This window comes from Brachybacterium vulturis (genome assembly GCF_043641765.1).
GTDB classification, from domain to species: Bacteria; Actinomycetota; Actinomycetes; order Actinomycetales; family Dermabacteraceae; genus Brachybacterium; species Brachybacterium vulturis_A.
Genome location: NZ_JBHZRO010000020.1, coordinates 25,614 through 41,809 on the forward strand (window position 1 = coordinate 25,614; position 16,196 = coordinate 41,809).

Genomic DNA, 16,196 nt, shown 5'->3' on the forward strand with positions numbered 1-16,196 from the left:
TCAGTCCAGGGGGCGGTAGCGGATGCCGAATGCGTCCAAGCGCGGCAGATGGGCGCGCAGGCGCTCCTCGAACTCCTCCCAGCTCTGCTCCGGAGAGCCCCAGGCCCGCTCGGCGAGAGCGCACATACGGGGGAAGGCCATGTACTGGACCTGCTCGGCGGTGGGCATGTACTCGGTCCACAGCTGGCCCTGGATGCCCATGATCAGCGTCTGCTGGTCCTCGCCGAGCTTGTGGGGCGAGAACTTCGCGGTGAAGACGTCCTTGACGGTGGTGAGGCCGCCGATCGCGAGCGGCTCGTCCTTCGGGTTCGCCTGATAGTGGTCGAAGTAGGTGTGCTCGTTGTTCGCGATGATGGTGCGGAAGCCGCGGGAGGTCGAGTCCTTCAGCCCGTTCCCGTGACGCCAGTTCATGATCACGGTGTCATCGGGCAGATGGCTCTCGAGGACCTCGTCCCAGGCGATCACCCGCTTGCCCTTCTCGGCGAGGACGTCGGCGGCGAACTGGGTGAAACGACCCTGGATCTCGGAGACCCGGGTCAGGCCCCATTCGTTCATCCGGCTGCGGGCGGCGGGAGAGCGCTCCCACTCCACGCGCGGGCACTCGTCCCCGCCGATGTGCACGTAGGGGGCGGGGAAGAGGTCCGCGACCTGGGTGAGCACATCGCGCAGGAAGTCGAAGACCGTGTCGGAGACCCCCAGGACGTGGTCGGAGATCCCCCAGACCTCGCGCACTCCGAGCTGCTGCTCGGGGAAGTTCCCCAGCTCGGGGTAGGCGGAGATCGCCGCCTGCATGTGGCCGGGCAGGTCCACCTCGGGCACGATCATGATGCCGCGGCGGCGGGCGTACTCGACCAGCCCCGCCAGTTCCTCCTGGGTGTAGGAGCCGCCGTGCGGGACGCCGTCGAAGGTCCAGGACTCCTCGTCCTCGCCCATGTGGCCGACCAGGGTCTGCTCGCGCCAGGCCCCGACCTCGGTCAGTCGCGGGTATCCCTTGATCTCGATCCGCCAGCCCTGGTCGTCGGTGAGGTGGAGGTGCAGGACGTTCAGCCGGTGCAGCGCCATCGCATCGAGGAGGGTCTCGATCTCCGCCGCTGGGAGGAAATGGCGGGAGACGTCGAGGTGCATGCCGCGCCAGGCGTGCTTCGGCCGGTCCGAGATGGTCACGCACGGGATCGAGCCGTTCGTGCCGGTGACGATCTGGGCGAAGGTGTTGCGGCCGTCGGCCAGCGCGGCCTCGCTGCCGGCGCTGAGGGAGGCGCCGGTGGGCGAGATCGACAGGGCGTACTCGGTGGCCGGGAGGGCGTCGTTGAGGCCGACGGAGAGTCCCTCCCACGGATCGCTCGTCTCCCAGGTCCCGTCCGACCACACGACGGACTGGGGCAGCGGGACGAGGGCGAGTGGATCGGGCATTGCTTCTCCTGGGAGGACGACGTCGACCATGATCAGCTCCAGTTTGCCACGGGGAGGCGGCTCCCTGCGCCCGGAGCCGTCCGCCGTCGCCCGCAGTTCGTCGGCCGCACCGTCGGGGCCGTGCCGCCGGACCGGACGCACGGGAGCCCGGTCGGCATGGCCGACCGGGCTCCCTCACGCCGCCCTGCTCCTTCCCGTTGACGCTCTCGCGTCGAGCAGGCCGTCGTGGCCCTATATCCGTCTCCTGCGGACCGCAGGGATCCTCAGCGGTAGGTGACGAACACGTGCGGTGCGTTCCACATGGAGCGCTCGACGACCTGTTGGCGCGAACCGGAGGCGTCGATGATCTTGCCGTTGCCCACATAGATGCCCATGTGGCCGTAGTCGTTGCCGGTGTAGGCGACCAGGTCGCCGGGCTTCGCCTCGGACCGGGAGATGATCCGCCCGCCGTAGACGTAGCCCTTGGCCGTCTTGCGCGAGAGGTTCACCCCCGCCTGGTTGTACGCGTAGTGCACCAGTCCCGAGCAGTCAAAGCCGGTCGAGGGCGACTCGCCGCCCCAGTGGTACCGGGCGCCGAGCTGCGAGCGGGCCGCGTCGATGATCGCCTGTCCGCGCACGGAGACACCGCTGACCGGCGTCCGGTCCTCGTCGCGGCCGCCGGTGTCCGCGGAGATGCGGACATCGCTGCCCAGGGCGTTCCAGGTGCGGGGGCCGACGATGCCGTCCACGCCGATGCCGGCCGCGGACTGCAGGGCGCGCACGGCGCCCGCGGTGCCGCGGCCGAACACGCCGTCGACGGAGATCGAGGCGCCGGAGGCGTTGAGCGACTTCTGGAGCGACGTCACCGCGGCTCCGCGGTCGCCGTGGCGGAGCTTCGGCTGGGTGGCGGGGGCGGACGGCGCCGACGGAGCGGAGGTCCCACCGCCGACGGCCACACCGCCGCTCAGCGCGGCCCGCGTCTTGGGGCCGACGACGCCGTCCACACCGATCCCGGCCGCGGACTGCAGGGCGCGCACGGCGCCCGCGGTGCCGCGGCCGAACACGCCGTCGACGGAGATCGAGGCGCCGGAGGCGTTGAGCTGCTTCTGCAGGGTGGTCACGGCAGAGCCGCGGGACCCGAAGCGAAGCGTGGGCTGCGAGGTGCCCGTGGACGGTGCCGTGGCGACCGCGCCGGTCAGAGAGCCCCAGGTCTTGGGGCCCACCACGCCGTCGACGCCGATACCGGCCCCCGACTGCTGGCTCCGGACCGCCCGCAGGGTCGCGGAGCCGAAGACCCCGTCGACCGTGAGCGAGGCACCATGCGCGTTCAGCTGCTGCTGGAGGTGGGAGACGGCGGCGCCGCGTGCCCCCAGCCGGAGCGTGACCGAGGTGAACTGGGACTGGGTGGCCGGGGCGACGCTGGGAGCGATGCCGCGGACGGTGCCGACGGTCGAGGCGACGGGCGCCTGGGCCGTGGCTGCGGCGCCGCCGGTGAGGACGGCGGCCGCGGAGACGGCGCCGACCATGGCGGCGCCTCCGACGCCTCGACCCACGGGGGCGGTGAACCCTCGGTAGTCGATCACGGCACGGCCGGATGCCCGGTGCGTGCCTCGTGGAGCGGTGGGGAACATCGTGGGTGATCTCTTTCTCCGTCGCCACGCCCGTGCTGCACGGCGCCGAGGGCGACGCGCACGCGAGAAACGCCCGTCACCCAGGGAAGAGGAGGAAGCGACCGGGCCGGTGACGGGGAGGCGGCAGCCCGGTGAGCGCCGCCTGAGCAGAGTCGGCACCGCTGGCCACTGTATGTGCAGGTGAAGGGGAGGCCACAGGGGAGTTTGCGTTCCGCCCCACAGGTCTTTGCGAAGATTTTGCCTCAAAGGGCGGAATTTGCCCGTGTGGTCTTCGGAAATTGAATTGCACTATGGTAGTTACGCCATTGTCATTCAAGCGGAGGCGGCGGGCGCGCTCACCGACCTCCGCGACGACCAGCAGGTCAGGACGGCCTTCTTTGTCGCGAATGTCCGTTTCGGAATATCCTCCAGAATGCGCCGGAGCGGTTCGTGGGAAGCGGTGTGCAAGAACCGGCCCGGCACTGGGGGCGCACCGGCGGGAGCATTCGGGAATGAGTGAAGGGCCGGGGATCGTCATGCGATCCCTCGGCCCTTCTCGATGGTCGGGGTGACAGGATTTGAACCTGCGACCTTGCCGTCCCGAACGGCACGCGCTACCAAGCTGCGCCACACCCCGGTGATGCCTCGCCCGAGCGGGTCACCGAGGAGAAACTCTAGCAGGCTCGGGGAGTGCTCACCGCACCGGCGAGGGCTTCGGGGCGCGCAAGGTGAGCAAGGTCGCCTCCGGGGGCGTGAACAGGCGGTAGTCCGAATAGGGGCTCGCGCCCATGCCCGCGCTGACGTGCAGAGGCACTCCCTGCCAGGTGGACAGGCCACGGGCCTGTCGACGGGGGAGGTCGCAGTTGGTCACCAGCGCGCCGATGCCCGGCACCCGCAGCTGACCGCCATGGGTGTGGCCGGCCAGCACGAGGTCCGCGCCGTCGGCGACGAAGGAGTCCAGCACCCGCCGATAGGGCGCATGCGCCACCCCCAGCCGGAGCACGTTCCCGTGGGCGGGCAGCGGCGGCGACAGGGGCGGCGGCGCCGGCATCTCGTCGAGCTCCAGGTGCGGGTCATCGACACCGACCAGACGCACCTCGAGCCCGCCCAGCTCGATGCTCGCCCTGGTGTTGGTGAGATCCTTCCAGCCGTGCTCGGAGAGCCGGTCGGTGAGCTCGCCGACCGGCAGCGTGGGCTCCCGGGGGTCGGGCAGCTCGGCGGGCCGTGCGTCGGGCAGCAGGTACCGCACGGGGTTCTTCGGCACCGGCTCGAACATGTCGTTGGAGCCTCGCACGAAGGCGCCGGGGCTCTGCAGCAGCGGCGCCAGCGCCTCGGCCAGCACCGGGATCGAGGCGGCGGAGGCGATGTTGTCGCCGGTATCGATCACGAGATGCGGCCGCAGCAGCGAGAGGTACTCGAGGAAGTCGAGCTTGCGCTGCTGGTCGGGCATCAGGTGGATGTCGCTGATGTGCAGCACCCGGAACGAGCGCGTGCCCGGCGGCAGGATCCGCAGCTCGACCTCGCGCAGCGTGAAGCGGTGGATCTCGATGTGGCGCGCCCAGACGTGGGTCGCGGCGGCGGCGCCCAGGCCGAGGCCGCCCACGATCCCGGCGGCCGCGAGGGTCGGCCGCACCTCAGTTCCCTCCGGAGGACTGACGGATGACCACGGTCTCGCCCTCGGGCAGGCGGGTGCCGGCGGTCGGATTCGTGCCGATCACGTACCACTTGCCTACGGAGCTGTTCGACTCGTTGCGCACCTCGACCTGGAAGCCGGCCGACTCCACCGCGCTCGTCGCCTGGCTGAGCACCATCCCCGAGACGTCGGGGACCACGCCCTTCTGGGCCACGTCGGAGGAGGGTATGACGGGCTTCTCCGGCGCCGCCGGGAACGCCTTGCTGGGCAGTCCCTCGTGTGCGCGGCTCATGTACTCCTGCCAGGTGGGCAGGGAGATGGTGTTGCCCCAGACGTGCCCGCCGCGGAGCATCTCGCCGTCGACCGAGAAGCCGCCGGGGCGGATGTTCGCGTTCGGGTGGCCGAACCACACCGCGGTGGACATCTGTCGGGTGAAGCCGACGTACCAGGTGTGGTACTGGGAGCCCGAGGTGCCGGTCTTGCCGCCCGCGGGGTGGCCCTCGATGATCTTGCCCTTGCCGGTGGCCCGCGGGTCCTCGAGGTCCTGCTGGAGGGTCCACGCCATGACGTCTGCGACCTCCTTCTCCACGGCCTGATGGCAGTCGGCGCCGGAGATCTCCATCGGCTCGCCGTGGCGATCGAGCACCTCGGTGATGCCCTGCGGCGAGCAGTAGGTGCCGCCCGCCGCCCAGGTGGCGTAGGCGGCCGCCATGGTCAGGGCGGAGATGCGCACCTCGCCGAGCACCAGCACGGCCGGGGCCAGCTCGACGCTGTACATGTCCTCGATCGGCATCTCCCAGGTGGACTGGTCGTAGGGGTCGTAGCCGGCCGGGACCACGCCGATGTTGCGCGCGGTGTTCGCGATCTCGCAGAGGTCGAGCTGACGCGCCATGTCCGTGTAGGCGGTGTTGATCGAGAACTTGGTGGCGTTCAGGACCGTCTCCATCGGGCTGATCCGCACCGAGACCGCGTTGTCCGGATTCCAGGCTTCCGCGGAACGCCAGGCGCCCCGGGGCAGGCACTGCGCCGGCGAGCGCGAGATCGGGCGCCGCTCGGTGCTGACCTTGTCGTAGATCGTCCGGTCGTTCTCGAGCCAGTCCTGCAGCACGAAGGGCTTGAAGGTCGAGCCGACGGGGAAGCCGCTGCCGCCGCCGAGGGACTTGGGCACGTTGTAGTTGATCGCCGTCTCGCCCGGACCGACCTCCGCGTACGGGTTGAACGTGCGGTTCTGCGCCATCGTGAGGATGTTGCCGGTGCCGGGCTCGACGGTGACGATCGAGTGGCCGAAGCCGCTCGCGGAATCGCCGGGGAGCTTGCGCTGCAGGACGTCCATGGCCGCCGCCTGGGTCTCCGGATCCAGGGTGGTGCGGATGGTGAGGCCGCCGCCGTAGAGCAGTTCACGGCGCTCGTCGTAGGTCGCGGCGAAGGCCGGGTCGTTCAGCAGCGAGCGCGTGACGTAATCGCAGAAGAAGCCGCTGGTCCCGGCCGAGGCGCAGCCGGCCCGCACGTTCTGGATGTCCAGCATGTCCTCGACCGGGATCGAGGTGAACTCCTCGTACTCCTCGTCGCTGACATACCCCTCGTTGTGCATGTCGTAGAGGACCTCGTTGCGGCGCGCCTCGCCCGCCTCGGGATGGGAGACCGGGTCGTACGCGTTGGGGCCGTTGGTGATGCCCGCCAGCAGCGCCGCCTCACCGGGATTCAGGTCCGCGGCGCTCTTGTTGAAGTAGTGCCGGGAGCCGGTCTCCACGCCGTACTGCGAGGGCCCGAACTGGGCCACGTTCAGATAGGCGTTGAGGATCTGGTCCTTCGTCCACCTCTTCTCGAGGGAGAGGGCGAGCTTCGCCTCCCGCAGCTTGCGGCTGTAGGTCTGCGCGGTGGCCGCGATCTGGTCCTCCTGGTCGCCGCGCTGGACGGCGTCCATCAGGAGGGCGTTCTTCACGTACTGCTGGGTGAGCGTTGAGCCGCCCTGGGTGGCGCCGCCGGCGGCGTTGGAGGCGAAGGCGCGGACCATCCCCCTGGGATCCACGCCGCCGTGCTCGTAGAAGCGACGGTCCTCGACCGCGATCACCGCGTGCTGCATGTGCGGGGAGATCTCCTCCAGCGGCACCATGATGCGGTTCTCCGAGTAGAAGGTCGCCAGCAGCGAGCCGTCCGCGGCCTCGATCCGGCTCGCCTCGTTCAGCGGCTCCACCTCGAGCTCGGTCGGGTACGAGTCGAACAGCGCGACGCCGTCCTTGGCGACGGCCGAACCGGCCGAGACCATCGGCAGGAAGAACGCGGCCAGCAGCACGCCGGCGAGCGCGGAGACGGCGAGCAGCCCCAGCAGCAGGTAGACGGTCTGCAGCAGGGCGACGGGGAGGGAGCGGCCGGAGGCGGGCGCGGACGTGGTGCGGGCCATGGTCACACAGTACGGGCAGTCGTGGACTCGGGACCAGGCGGCAGGCCACGCGCGCCGAATCTTCACTGAATCGTGCCGTGCTCCGCCGGTGGGCGGGTCCCACGGCCGGTGAGGCCGGCGGGTACGGAGGTCGCCCGCACTCCCGGTCCGCTGAGCAGAGGGCGGGGACCGGAATTTTTTGCCATGTGGCGTGAGTCTCCTTACAGTGAGAGCCATGAACGGATCAATGTCGATCCGCCACCTGGGAAGGGGTTGCGCATGACCATCGGGGAATCTCCCACGACCACCGACTCGAGCTGGGCGACGCGAGGCGCCTGCGTGACCATGGAGCCCGACGGCTTCTTCGTGCAAGGTGCCGAGCAGCATGCGGTGAAGGTCGCCTGCGGGGCGTGTCCGGTGAAGACGGAATGTCTGGCCGACGCCCTGGACAACCGCGTCGACTTCGGCGTCTGGGGCGGGATGACCGAACGGGAGCGTCGGCGCCTGCTGCGCCGCCATCCCGAGGTGAGCAGCTGGTGGGCCGTGCTGCGCCGCGCGGAGAAGGGAGCGGTGGGCGGCTGAGGGTCCCCGCGCGGCCCCGATATCCCCGGTAGGCTCCCGCCATGAGCACTGTGACCCGCTGGGAGTACCTGACCGTTCCGCTGCTGATCCACGCGACCAAGCAGATCCTCGACAACTACGGCGAGGAGGGCTGGGAGCTGGTCCAGGTGGTGCCGGGGCCCAATCCGGAGAACCTGGTCGCCTACCTCAAGCGTCCGCTGGGTGAGGGCTGAGCCGGTGAGCGCCGCGCCGCACAGCACCCGCATCCGCGCCCGGCTCGCCGAGCGCGGGCTCGCCCTGCCCGCCGTCGCCGCGCCCGTGGCCGCCTATGTGCCGGCCGTCGCCAGCGGGCACCATGTGCACACCTCCGGTCAGCTGCCCTTCGTGGACGGTGCCCTGCCTGCGACCGGCAAGGTCGGCGCGGAGGTCGCCCCGGAGCAGGCCGCGGAGCTGGCCGCCGCCTGCTGCCTCAACGCCCTGGCGGCCATCGAGGCGCTGGTGGGGGACCTGGATCGCATCATCCGGGTCGTCAAGCTCACCGGGTACGTCGCCTCCGACCCCTCCTTCACCGCGCAGCCCACCGTGATCAACGGGGCCAGCGAGCTGCTCGGCGAGATCTTCGGCGATGCCGGCTCGCACGCCCGCGCCGCGGTCGGCGTCGCGGTGCTCCCGCTGGACGCCCCGGTGGAGCTCGACCTGCTGGTGGAGCTCGACGGCCCGGCCGTCCCGACCGACTGAGGGCGACGAGGTGGACGAGCACGCCCCGCAGCGGGCCCCCGGCGGGCCCGCCGTCGAGCTGATCGCGGTCCGGGCCGAGAACCCGGGTCCGATGACGCTGAGCGGCACCAACAGCTATGTGCTGCGCGACGGGGACCAGGTCTGGGTCGTCGATCCCGGTCCCCGCGACCCGGAGCACCTCGCCGAGCTGCTGCTGCAGTGCGGGGCGGAGTCCCGGCCCCAGGGGGTGCTGGTCACCCACCGGCACCTCGACCACACCGCCGGGGCCGCCACCCTGGCACGGCAGCTCGCCGCCCGCAGCGGGGACGAGGTGCCGCTGTGGGCGGCGGACCAGTCCGCGGTCCCCGGCTCACGCCCGCTCCCGGCGACGCTGGCGGGCGATCACGGCACCGTCGGCCACCTCATCCACCTGCCCGGCCACACCTCCGACTCGATCGCGGTGCTGGTCGACGGCGGTCGCCTGCTCAGCGGCGACACCCTGCTGGGCGGCTCCTCCACGGTGATCGTGCCGGACGACGGCGGCTCGCTGGCCGACTACCTGCAGTCGCTGGCGATCCTGCGGGCGATGACGGTGGATGGTCGTATCGGGTCGATCCATCCCGGGCACGGTCCCGCCCTCGAGACGCCGCTGGACGCCCTCGAGGCGATCGAGCAGGCGATCGCGCATCGTCGCGAACGCATCGAGGAGGTGCGTCGGGCGCGGACGGCGGGCGTGCTGACCATGGACCGGCTGCTGCGAGTGGTCTACGGTCCGGATCTTCCCGAGCAGCTCGAGGGTGCCGCGCGCTGGAACCTCCGGGCCACGCTCGCTCATCTCGCCGAGGAGCGCTGAGGCCGCGGACCGCGATGCCGAGGCCGGCGGCATGCCGGCGCGGCGGGCGCGCCCGACGCGCACCGGCCGGACACGGCGGAACCGCCGACCTCGTCCGGCGGCGAACGAGAACGGTGGTCCCGGCGTGCGTGCCCCGGCGCAGAGGCCGCGGCCGGCAGCTGTCAGCGAGCGCGGCGGCGCAGTCGCTCGACGTCGGAGATCAGGACCGCACGGGCCTCGAGCCGGATCCAGCCGCGGGAGGCGAAGTCCGCCAGCGCCTTGTTGACGGTCTCGCGGGAGGCGCCGACCAGCTGGGCGAGCTCCTCCTGGGTGAGGCCGTGGGCGACCATCACGCCGTCATCGGTCTGGCGGCCGAAGCGCTGCGCGAGGTCGAGGACGTTCTTGGCGACGCGGCCGGGCACATCGGCGAAGACCAGATCCGCGAGGGACTCGTTGGTCTTGCGCAGGCGGCGGGCGAGGGAGGCGAGCAGGTGCCGCCCCACCTCGGGGCGCTGCGCCAGGACTCGGTAGAGATCCTGCTGGGACAGCGAGTAGAGCGTCGACTCGGCGACCACCGTGGCGGTCGCGTTGCGCGGCGCGGGATCGAACAGGGACAGCTCACCGAGGGTCTCTCCGGGGCCGAGCACGGCCAGCAGGTTCTCGCGGCCGTCGCCCGAGGCGTGGCCGACCTTCACCTTGCCGGAGCCGAGGATGAACAGCCGATCGCCCGGATCCCCCTCCCGGAAGATGATGGCGCTGCGGTGGTAGTCCTCCTGCTTCATCGACGCCAGCACGGCCTGCTTGCCGTCCTCGTCGAGCGCAGCGAACAGCGGTGATGACCGTACGATGTTCTCGTCCACGGAACCTCCTGAGTGTGGGGCCCCGAGTCTCGGGACCGTGCTGTGCTACTCGATGTGTCGTGGGCCACGAACTGCGGTGGCCACCGTCACATGATGGTCAAACACTACCGTGCCGACGCCGTCCGGTCCCGCCACTCGCCGAAGGAGAACCAGTGCAGATCCCGAGGTCGACCCCCGAGGCCGTGGCCGGGCCCGGTGCCGAGCGGCCGGCCGACGCCGCCGCGGTCGCCTCCCGGCTGGAGGATCTCCACCTCGAGGCGCGCACCGAGCTCGACCATCGTGATGCCGTCGAACTCCTGGTCGCGACGGTGCTCTCGGCGCAGACCACCGACGTGCGCGTCAATCAGGTCACCCCGGAGCTGTTCTCCCGCTGGCCGGATGCGGCAGCGCTCGCCGGGGCCGAGGAGACCGACGTCGCCGAGGTGGTGCGGCCGCTGGGGATGGGGCCGACCAGGGCGCGTCGCATCATCGCCCTGGCCCGCGGGCTGCTCGTCGACCACGGTGGCCGGGTCCCTGACGACCAGGGCGCTCTGGAGGCGCTGCCCGGGGTGGGGCGCAAGACCGCGCACGTGGTGCGCGGTGCCTGGTTCGGGCACTCGCTGCTGGCGGTGGACACGCACGTCGGCCGGGTGTCCCGCCGTCTCGGCTGGACCACCCGGACCGACCCCCGCGCGGTCGAGGAGGACGTGGTCGCGCGGCTGGAGGCCGACGGCACCGGCGCCGAGGCCGAGGAGCTCACCGTGCTGGGGCTGCGGCTGATCCTCCACGGACGGCGGGTGTGCACCGCGCGGGCGCCCCGCTGCGACCAGTGCGTCCTGGCCGATATCTGCCCGCAGGTGGGCGTGGCGTGAGCGCCGCGACGGCCCATGGGCCCGGCCTGCCGGCCGAGGCCGCCTTCCTCGCTCCCTTGGCCGAGCGGGCGCGGCGCGGGGACGTGCTGGTGCGCCGCGACGTCGATCCGCGGGATCCGCGCCGGGGGGACGGCCGGGTGGTGCGGCGCAGCGCGGTGCTCATCCATCTGGCCGGCACCGGCCTGCACGACGCGCAGCTGGTGCTCGAGGAGCGCGGTCACTCCATGCGCTCCCAGCCCGGCCAGTTCTCCCTCCCCGGCGGCGGCCGCGACCCGGGGGACCGCGACGACGTGCACACCGCCCTGCGGGAGGCCGCGGAGGAGACCGGCCTGGACCCCGCCGACGTGCTGGTGCTCGGCGCCTTCGCCCCGATCCCGATGCCCTGGCGGTCCCAGGCGGTGACGCCGGTGCTGAGCTGGTCACCGGTCATGCCGCCGCTGGACGTGCAGGACCCGTTCGAGGTGGAGCGCGTGGTGTGGGCGCCGCTGGCGGGGCCCGGTTCCCTCACCGATCCCGCCCACCAGCAGCGCGGGATGCTCCGCGGCTACGGTGTGGGGCCCGCCTTCGACCTCCCGGGCGACGCCTTCGTCTGGGGCTTCACCGCGATGATCCTGGAGAAGGTGCTCACCGGCCTGGGCCTGGATCCGGTGCCGTCCACCGCGCCGGTGCGCGAGATCCCGCCCGAGCGTCGCCGCTGACCACGGCCACCGCGGATCGCCTCAGCTCCCCGCCGCCGCTGATCCGCTCCGCGGTGGCCGTGGTCACCTCGGCAGTTCCCGCTCGCCCGAGGAAGCCCGGGCACGTTAGACTCGGGTGTTGCCGGACGGTCTCCGGCAGCCCTGCGGGGCGCATACGGAGCGGCCGGCCTGGACGCTCCGGCCGCGCCCCGGGAACCAGTACTCGCAGACCGATGAACAGCAGACAAGGAATGGGATCCAGGTGCCACGCGGCAAGGTGAAGTTCTACGACGCCGAGAAGGGCTTCGGCTTCATCCTCGATGACGAGGACGGACAGAGCGTCTACGTGCACGCCTCGAACCTGCCCGAGGGGGTCGACTCCCTCCGGCCGGGCGCACGCGTGGACTTCGACATGGTCGACGGTCGTCGCGGCCCCCAGGTGCTCTCGCTGCAGCTGCTGGAGCCCGCTCCCTCGGTCAGCCGCGCCCGGCGGCAGAAGCCCGAGGAGATGGCGGGGATGGTCGAGGACCTGATCCGGCTGCTCGATGACGCCTCCAACGGCCTGCGTCAGGGGCGCTATCCCGACCGCGGCCACTCGCAGAAGATCGCCACCGTCCTCCGCGCCGTCGCCGACAATTTCGAGGCCTGAAGCCATGACGTCACCGACCACCTCCCCCCGCCGCGCCCGCACCGCGCGGCCCAAGCTCGACGCGATCGCGGCCGAGGCCGTCGAGCTCGCCCGCGAGGCGCTGCTCGAGGTCACCGAGCCGGGTCAGGTCGGTGAGCACCTCCGCGTCGAGGCGAGCGGGGAGCGGCTGGCCACCCATGTCTTCGACTGCACCATGCCCGGGTACCGCGGCTGGTCCTGGGTGGTCGTCCTCGCCCGTGCCTCGCGCGCCAAAGCCGCCACGGTCGCCGAGACCGCGCTGCTGCCCGGGGAGGATGCGATCCTCGCCCCCGAGTGGGAGCCCTGGTCCGAGCGGCTGAAGCCCTCGGACATCGGCGCCGACGACCTGCTGCCCTACCGCGAGCAGGACGCACGGCTCGAGCAGGGATACGAAGCGACCGGCGACGAGGACGCGGACCGGGTGGCGCTGTGGGAGCTGGGCCTGGGGCGTCCCCGGGTGCTCTCCCCGGAGGGTCGCAGCGAGGCCGCCGAGCGCTGGCTCGAGGGCGATTTCGGTCCCCGCCAGACCTCTGGCCGCGGCCGTCGCGGCACCGTCGCGGCCAACTGCACCAGCTGTGGCTTCTTCACCCAGCTCTCCGGGTCCCTGCGCCGCGAGTTCGGGGTGTGCACCAACGAGTGGTCCCCGGCCGACGGTCGCGTGGTGCACCTGAACTTCGGCTGCGGCGCCCATTCCGAGACCGGTCAGCAGGGCGATGATCGCGAGATCCCGCGCAGCAGCGGCGTGATCGTCGACGAGCTCGACGTCGAGGTCGAGAAGGCCCCTGCCGCACAGGACCCGGCCGAGACCGCTCCGACCCCGGTCGCCGAGGTCCCCGAGGCGGATTCTCCGCAGGATGACTCCGCTCAGGACCGGACCGCCGTCCAGGACCGGGCCGCTGAGGCCCCGGAGGCCGATTCGCCCGAGGACGAGACGCCCGGCGCCGACGCCTGACATCGACCGGCCTGTGCTGAGCGCCCCCCGCTCAGCGCAGGGAGACGGCGATGCGGGCCAGCAGGGCCTCGATCGCCAGCAGCGGCGGCACGTTCCCGCGGATGCGGTCCCTCGCCTCCTGCACCGCCTCCAGCAGCCCCAGCGTGATCGTCCCCGAGCCCCGGCCGGCGGCCTGCTCGATCTCCTGGGTCACCTCGACGTTGACCAGCTCCGCCGCCGTGCCGAGCTGACGGCTCAGCACATCGCGGAGCACGGAGTGCGCATCGAGCAGGTACCGATCCAGCACGTCACGGACCAGCCGGGTCTGCCGGCGCTTGGCATCCTCCTCGAGCTGGCGCACCTGGGAGCGCAGGGACGGCGGCACCTTGCCGTCGTCGATCCCGGCCGAGCGCAGGAAGCGCTCCTTCTCCTCGGCCGCGACCACGTCCGCATGCTCCTTCGCCTCGGCGGTGGCGCGATCCACCAGGCCCTGGGCGGCGAGCACCGCCTCCCCGGCACCCCGCAGCGAGAGCAGGGTGCGGGCCGATTCCTCGCGGGCCGCCAGCGCGCCGTCCTGCGTGGCGTAGCGCAGCGCCAGGCCGATGTGCCCCTGGGCGGCGCGGGCCGCCCGCACCGCGAGCTGCTCGTCGATCCCGTCGCGGCGACACAGCAGGTCCGCCACCACGGCGGAGGAGGGCACCGCCAGCGTCACCGAGCGGCAGCGGGAACGGATGGTGGGCGCCAGATCCTCCGCGGAGGGCGCGCACAGCATCCACACCGTCGACGGCGGGGGCTCCTCGATCGACTTCAGCAGCACGTTGAAGGTGCCGGCGCTCATGCGGTCCGCATCCTCCACGATCAGCACCCGCCGATTGCCGGTGGCCGGAGCGCGCTGCGCGGTCATCACCAGCGCGCGCACCTCCTCCTTCGCGATCGAGAGCTTGTCGGTCGCGACCACGGTGACATCGGGGTGGGTGCCCGCGAGGGTGGTCCGGCACGCCCGGCACTGCCCGCATCCGAGCCCCTGCTCGCACTGCAGGGTGGCGGCGAAGGCCCGGGCGGCGGTGGAGCGTCCGGACCCGGGCGGGCCGGTGATCAGCCAGGCCTGGGCCAGCGAGCCCTGCGGAGAGGCGGCGCGGCGGAACTGGGCGACGGCCGCGTCCTGGCCCACCACGTCCGCCCATACCCCGCCGGCCGGCGCCCGGCCGCCGCTCAGAGCCTCGGTCACCGTCACTGCTCGTCCCGGTGCCGGGTGGGCGGTGCCGGTTCGAAGGTGGGGTCGAACAGGCTCAGCACCTCGGCGACGGCGTCGAGCACCTGCGCGTGGACCTCCTCGCGGCGGAGGGTCCCGTCGATCACCGCGTAGCGCTCCGGCTCGGCGGCGGCGAGGTCGAGGAACTCCTGGCGCACCGCCTCGTGGAAGCCGAGCCCGGCGGACTCCAGACGGTCCCGTGCGGAGGAGTCGCGGCGCTCGTCCAGCGTCTGCGGCGGGACGTCCAGCAGGATCGTGCGGTGGGGGAGCAGCCCGTCCACCGCCCACAGCGAGAGGGAGGCGATCTCCTCGCCATCCAGCTCCCGCCCCGCTCCCTGGTAGGCGACCGAGGAGTCGAGGTACCGGTCGCCGAGCACCAGGCCGCCGCGGGCGAGATGCGGCCGCACCACGGAGGCGACGTGGTGGGCACGGTCCGCCGCGTAGAGCAGCGCCTCCGCCCGCGGGTCCACGTCCTCGCCGTGCAGCAGCAGGCCGCGGATGCTCCGGCCGAGCGGGGTCCCGCCGGGCTCGCGGGTGGTGAGGATGAGATCCTCGGCGACCGAGCGGTCGGTGACCAGGTGGTCCCGCAGCAGCTGCATCTGCGTGGACTTCCCGGCCCCGTCGCCGCCCTCGAAGGAGATGAACACGCCCCGCGCGGGCGGATGCGGAGACGGGATGCGCAGTCCGCGCACGGGATCCAGGATGCTCATGCGAACTCCTCCCCGGGGTAGACCACACCGAGCTCTGCCCGCATCGCGTCCATCGTGCCCATCACGTCAAGGGTGTCCTTCCAGCTCATCAGCGGAGATTCTCGGTCTCCGGCGGTGATCCGCCGCGCGGCCTCGGCGATCTCGTAGGCCATCCCGTCCCCGCGGTCCCCGGGGTGCTCGAAGGTCGCCGAGCGGCCGTCCAGCAGCGACACGGTGAGGGTGCCCGGGGCGAAGAAGGGCCCGGACAGCCGGGCGCTGCCGCGGGTCCCGCTGACCACGGCCTCGGTGGGAGTGCGGGCGCGCAGGGTGGCGGACAGCCGCGCCCGGCCGCCCAGCTCGCCGCGCGCCAGCAGACCCACATAGGCGTCGACCCCGGTCTCGGTGAGCTCTCCGCGCACCGCGAGCTCCCCGAGGCTGCCGAGCACCATCTGCGCGAAGGAGACGGGATAGACCCCGAGGTCGAGCAGCGCTCCTCCGCCCAGCTCGGGGGCGTACATGCGGTGGCGCGGATCGACGGGGAAGGACTGCCCGTGATCGGCGGCGACCTCCACGACCTCACCGAGCATCCCCTCGGCGAGCAGCTGCCGCAGCACGTCGTACTGGGGCAGGAAGCGCGCCCACATCGCCTCCATCGCGAACACGCCGCGCTCGTGGGCCAGCTCCAGCAGCTCGCGCGCCTGGGCGGTGTTCAGCGTGAAGGCCTTCTCCACCAGCACCGGGATCCCGGCCTCGAGGACCGGGCGGGCCAGTGCATGGTGCTGCGCGTGCGGGGAGGCGATGTAGACCGCGTCGAGGCCGCCCTGGGCCAGCATCTGCTCCACCGAGTCGCCCGAGGCCTCGATGCCGTGCCTCGCGGCGAACTCCTCGGCGCGCCGCGCCGAGCGCGAGACCACCGAGACGATGCGCGAGGTCGTCGCCCGGTGCGCGGTCGCGGTGAACTGGTCGGCGATGTGGCCGGGCGAGATCACCCCCCAGCGCAGCCCGGGGGCGGTCGACGGGTCGGGGACGGTGGAGGTGGGGAGGGCGAGCACGGGCTCGGCGCCGCCTCGGGGGTCGTCGGTGTCGCTCATGGGTCCAATCTACCCAGCGCCCCCGACACCGAGGTGGCGTCGGAGGCGCTGTGGAG

16 protein-coding genes and 1 tRNA gene are annotated in these 16,196 nt (G+C 72.2%); 8 read left to right on the top strand and 9 right to left on the bottom strand.

Annotation, left to right across the window (positions count from 1 at the left end):
- The 5 genes from ACHUEU_RS14065 to ACHUEU_RS14085 form a co-directional block, all read right to left on the bottom strand.
- Positions 1–1,410 carry a beta-N-acetylhexosaminidase gene (locus tag ACHUEU_RS14065; protein ID WP_394216757.1) on the bottom strand — a complete coding sequence of 470 codons (1,410 nt, stop codon included), beginning with the start codon at positions 1,408–1,410 and terminating at the stop codon, positions 1–3.
- A 263-nt stretch (positions 1,411–1,673) separates the two neighbouring features.
- Positions 1,674–2,972, bottom strand: a complete 1,299-nt coding sequence (locus tag ACHUEU_RS14070; RefSeq protein WP_394216758.1) for a C40 family peptidase — start codon at positions 2,970–2,972, stop codon at positions 1,674–1,676.
- A 587-nt stretch (positions 2,973–3,559) separates the two neighbouring features.
- A tRNA-Pro gene (locus tag ACHUEU_RS14075) sits at positions 3,560–3,636 on the bottom strand.
- Positions 3,637–3,693: 57 nt separating this feature from the next.
- The gene (locus tag ACHUEU_RS14080) at positions 3,694–4,632 is read right to left on the bottom strand and encodes a metallophosphoesterase (RefSeq protein ID WP_394216759.1); all 939 of its coding nucleotides are present in this window, start codon (positions 4,630–4,632) and stop codon (positions 3,694–3,696) included.
- Between the two features lies 1 nt (position 4,633).
- Positions 4,634–7,033: a penicillin-binding protein gene (locus ACHUEU_RS14085; RefSeq protein WP_394216760.1), complete on the bottom strand. Its 2,400-nt coding sequence runs from the start codon at positions 7,031–7,033 to the stop codon at positions 4,634–4,636.
- 258 nt (positions 7,034–7,291) lie between these two features.
- On the opposite strand from ACHUEU_RS14085, the gene ACHUEU_RS14090 reads away from it, so the two are divergent.
- Genes ACHUEU_RS14090 through ACHUEU_RS14105 form a run of 4 tightly spaced genes read left to right on the top strand, consistent with a single transcriptional unit; the run spans position 7,292 to position 9,143 of the window.
- On the top strand, positions 7,292–7,594 hold the full coding sequence (locus tag ACHUEU_RS14090) for a WhiB family transcriptional regulator (protein WP_394216761.1): 303 nt from the start codon (positions 7,292–7,294) through the stop codon (positions 7,592–7,594).
- Positions 7,595–7,635: 41 nt separating this feature from the next.
- Complete coding sequence (locus ACHUEU_RS14095) at positions 7,636–7,806, top strand: DUF4177 domain-containing protein (protein WP_096798403.1); 171 nt, start codon at positions 7,636–7,638, stop codon at positions 7,804–7,806.
- The gene (locus tag ACHUEU_RS14100; protein WP_394216762.1) at positions 7,796–8,311 is read left to right on the top strand and encodes a RidA family protein; all 516 of its coding nucleotides are present in this window, start codon (positions 7,796–7,798) and stop codon (positions 8,309–8,311) included. The genes ACHUEU_RS14095 and ACHUEU_RS14100 overlap by 11 nt, the downstream gene beginning before the upstream one ends.
- Positions 8,312–8,321: 10 nt before the next feature.
- Positions 8,322–9,143, top strand: a complete 822-nt coding sequence (locus ACHUEU_RS14105; protein WP_394216763.1) for an MBL fold metallo-hydrolase — start codon at positions 8,322–8,324, stop codon at positions 9,141–9,143.
- Positions 9,144–9,304: 161 nt separating this feature from the next.
- On the opposite strand, the gene ACHUEU_RS14110 is transcribed toward ACHUEU_RS14105, so the two are convergent.
- Entirely contained in the window at positions 9,305–9,982 is a 678-nt protein-coding gene (locus tag ACHUEU_RS14110; protein WP_096802190.1) for a Crp/Fnr family transcriptional regulator, read from the bottom strand.
- A 152-nt stretch (positions 9,983–10,134) separates the two neighbouring features.
- Between ACHUEU_RS14110 and ACHUEU_RS14115 the strand changes: the two genes are divergently transcribed.
- The 4 genes from ACHUEU_RS14115 to ACHUEU_RS14130 all read left to right on the top strand — a co-directional run bounded on the left by ACHUEU_RS14115 (position 10,135) and on the right by ACHUEU_RS14130 (position 13,129).
- On the top strand, positions 10,135–10,833 hold the full coding sequence (locus tag ACHUEU_RS14115) for an endonuclease III domain-containing protein (protein ID WP_394216764.1): 699 nt from the start codon (positions 10,135–10,137) through the stop codon (positions 10,831–10,833).
- Positions 10,830–11,531: an NUDIX hydrolase gene (locus tag ACHUEU_RS14120; protein ID WP_394216765.1), complete on the top strand. Its 702-nt coding sequence runs from the start codon at positions 10,830–10,832 to the stop codon at positions 11,529–11,531. Before ACHUEU_RS14115 ends, ACHUEU_RS14120 begins: the two co-directional genes overlap by 4 nt.
- A gap of 241 nt (positions 11,532–11,772) precedes the next feature.
- The gene (locus ACHUEU_RS14125) at positions 11,773–12,159 is read left to right on the top strand and encodes a cold-shock protein (RefSeq protein ID WP_394216766.1); all 387 of its coding nucleotides are present in this window, start codon (positions 11,773–11,775) and stop codon (positions 12,157–12,159) included.
- A 4-nt stretch (positions 12,160–12,163) separates the two neighbouring features.
- Positions 12,164–13,129, top strand: coding sequence for a DUF3027 domain-containing protein (locus ACHUEU_RS14130; protein ID WP_394216767.1), 966 nt, complete (start codon positions 12,164–12,166; stop codon positions 13,127–13,129).
- A gap of 31 nt (positions 13,130–13,160) precedes the next feature.
- Here ACHUEU_RS14130 and ACHUEU_RS14135 read toward each other — a convergent pair whose 3' ends face one another.
- The 3 genes from ACHUEU_RS14135 to ACHUEU_RS14145 are packed head-to-tail and all read right to left on the bottom strand — an operon-like array spanning position 13,161 to position 16,140.
- A complete protein-coding gene (locus ACHUEU_RS14135) occupies positions 13,161–14,336 on the bottom strand; it encodes a DNA polymerase III subunit delta' (protein WP_394216768.1) in 1,176 nt (391 codons plus the stop codon).
- A 2-nt stretch (positions 14,337–14,338) separates the two neighbouring features.
- Positions 14,339–15,070: a dTMP kinase gene (gene tmk / locus ACHUEU_RS14140; RefSeq protein WP_394216769.1), complete on the bottom strand. Its 732-nt coding sequence runs from the start codon at positions 15,068–15,070 to the stop codon at positions 14,339–14,341.
- Positions 15,067–16,140 (bottom strand): Gfo/Idh/MocA family protein, encoded by a 1,074-nt coding sequence (locus ACHUEU_RS14145; protein ID WP_394216770.1) that lies wholly within the window; start codon positions 16,138–16,140, stop codon positions 15,067–15,069. Before ACHUEU_RS14145 ends, tmk begins: the two co-directional genes overlap by 4 nt.
- Positions 16,141–16,196 lie beyond the last annotated feature (56 nt).

What these genes read in the sequence shown, in the direction of transcription:
- ACHUEU_RS14065 (WP_394216757.1), bottom strand. Translation starts at nt 1,410, where the DNA reads ATGCCCGATCCACTCGCCCTCGTCCCGCTGCCCCAGTCCGTCGTGTGG.
- ACHUEU_RS14085 (WP_394216760.1), bottom strand. Translation starts at nt 7,033, where the DNA reads ATGGCCCGCACCACGTCCGCGCCCGCCTCCGGCCGCTCCCTCCCCGTC.
- ACHUEU_RS14090 (WP_394216761.1), top strand. Translation starts at nt 7,292, where the DNA reads ATGACCATCGGGGAATCTCCCACGACCACCGACTCGAGCTGGGCGACG.
- ACHUEU_RS14095 (WP_096798403.1), top strand. Translation starts at nt 7,636, where the DNA reads ATGAGCACTGTGACCCGCTGGGAGTACCTGACCGTTCCGCTGCTGATC.
- ACHUEU_RS14130 (WP_394216767.1), top strand. Translation starts at nt 12,164, where the DNA reads ATGACGTCACCGACCACCTCCCCCCGCCGCGCCCGCACCGCGCGGCCC.
- tmk (WP_394216769.1), bottom strand. Translation starts at nt 15,070, where the DNA reads ATGAGCATCCTGGATCCCGTGCGCGGACTGCGCATCCCGTCTCCGCAT.
- ACHUEU_RS14145 (WP_394216770.1), bottom strand. Translation starts at nt 16,140, where the DNA reads ATGAGCGACACCGACGACCCCCGAGGCGGCGCCGAGCCCGTGCTCGCC.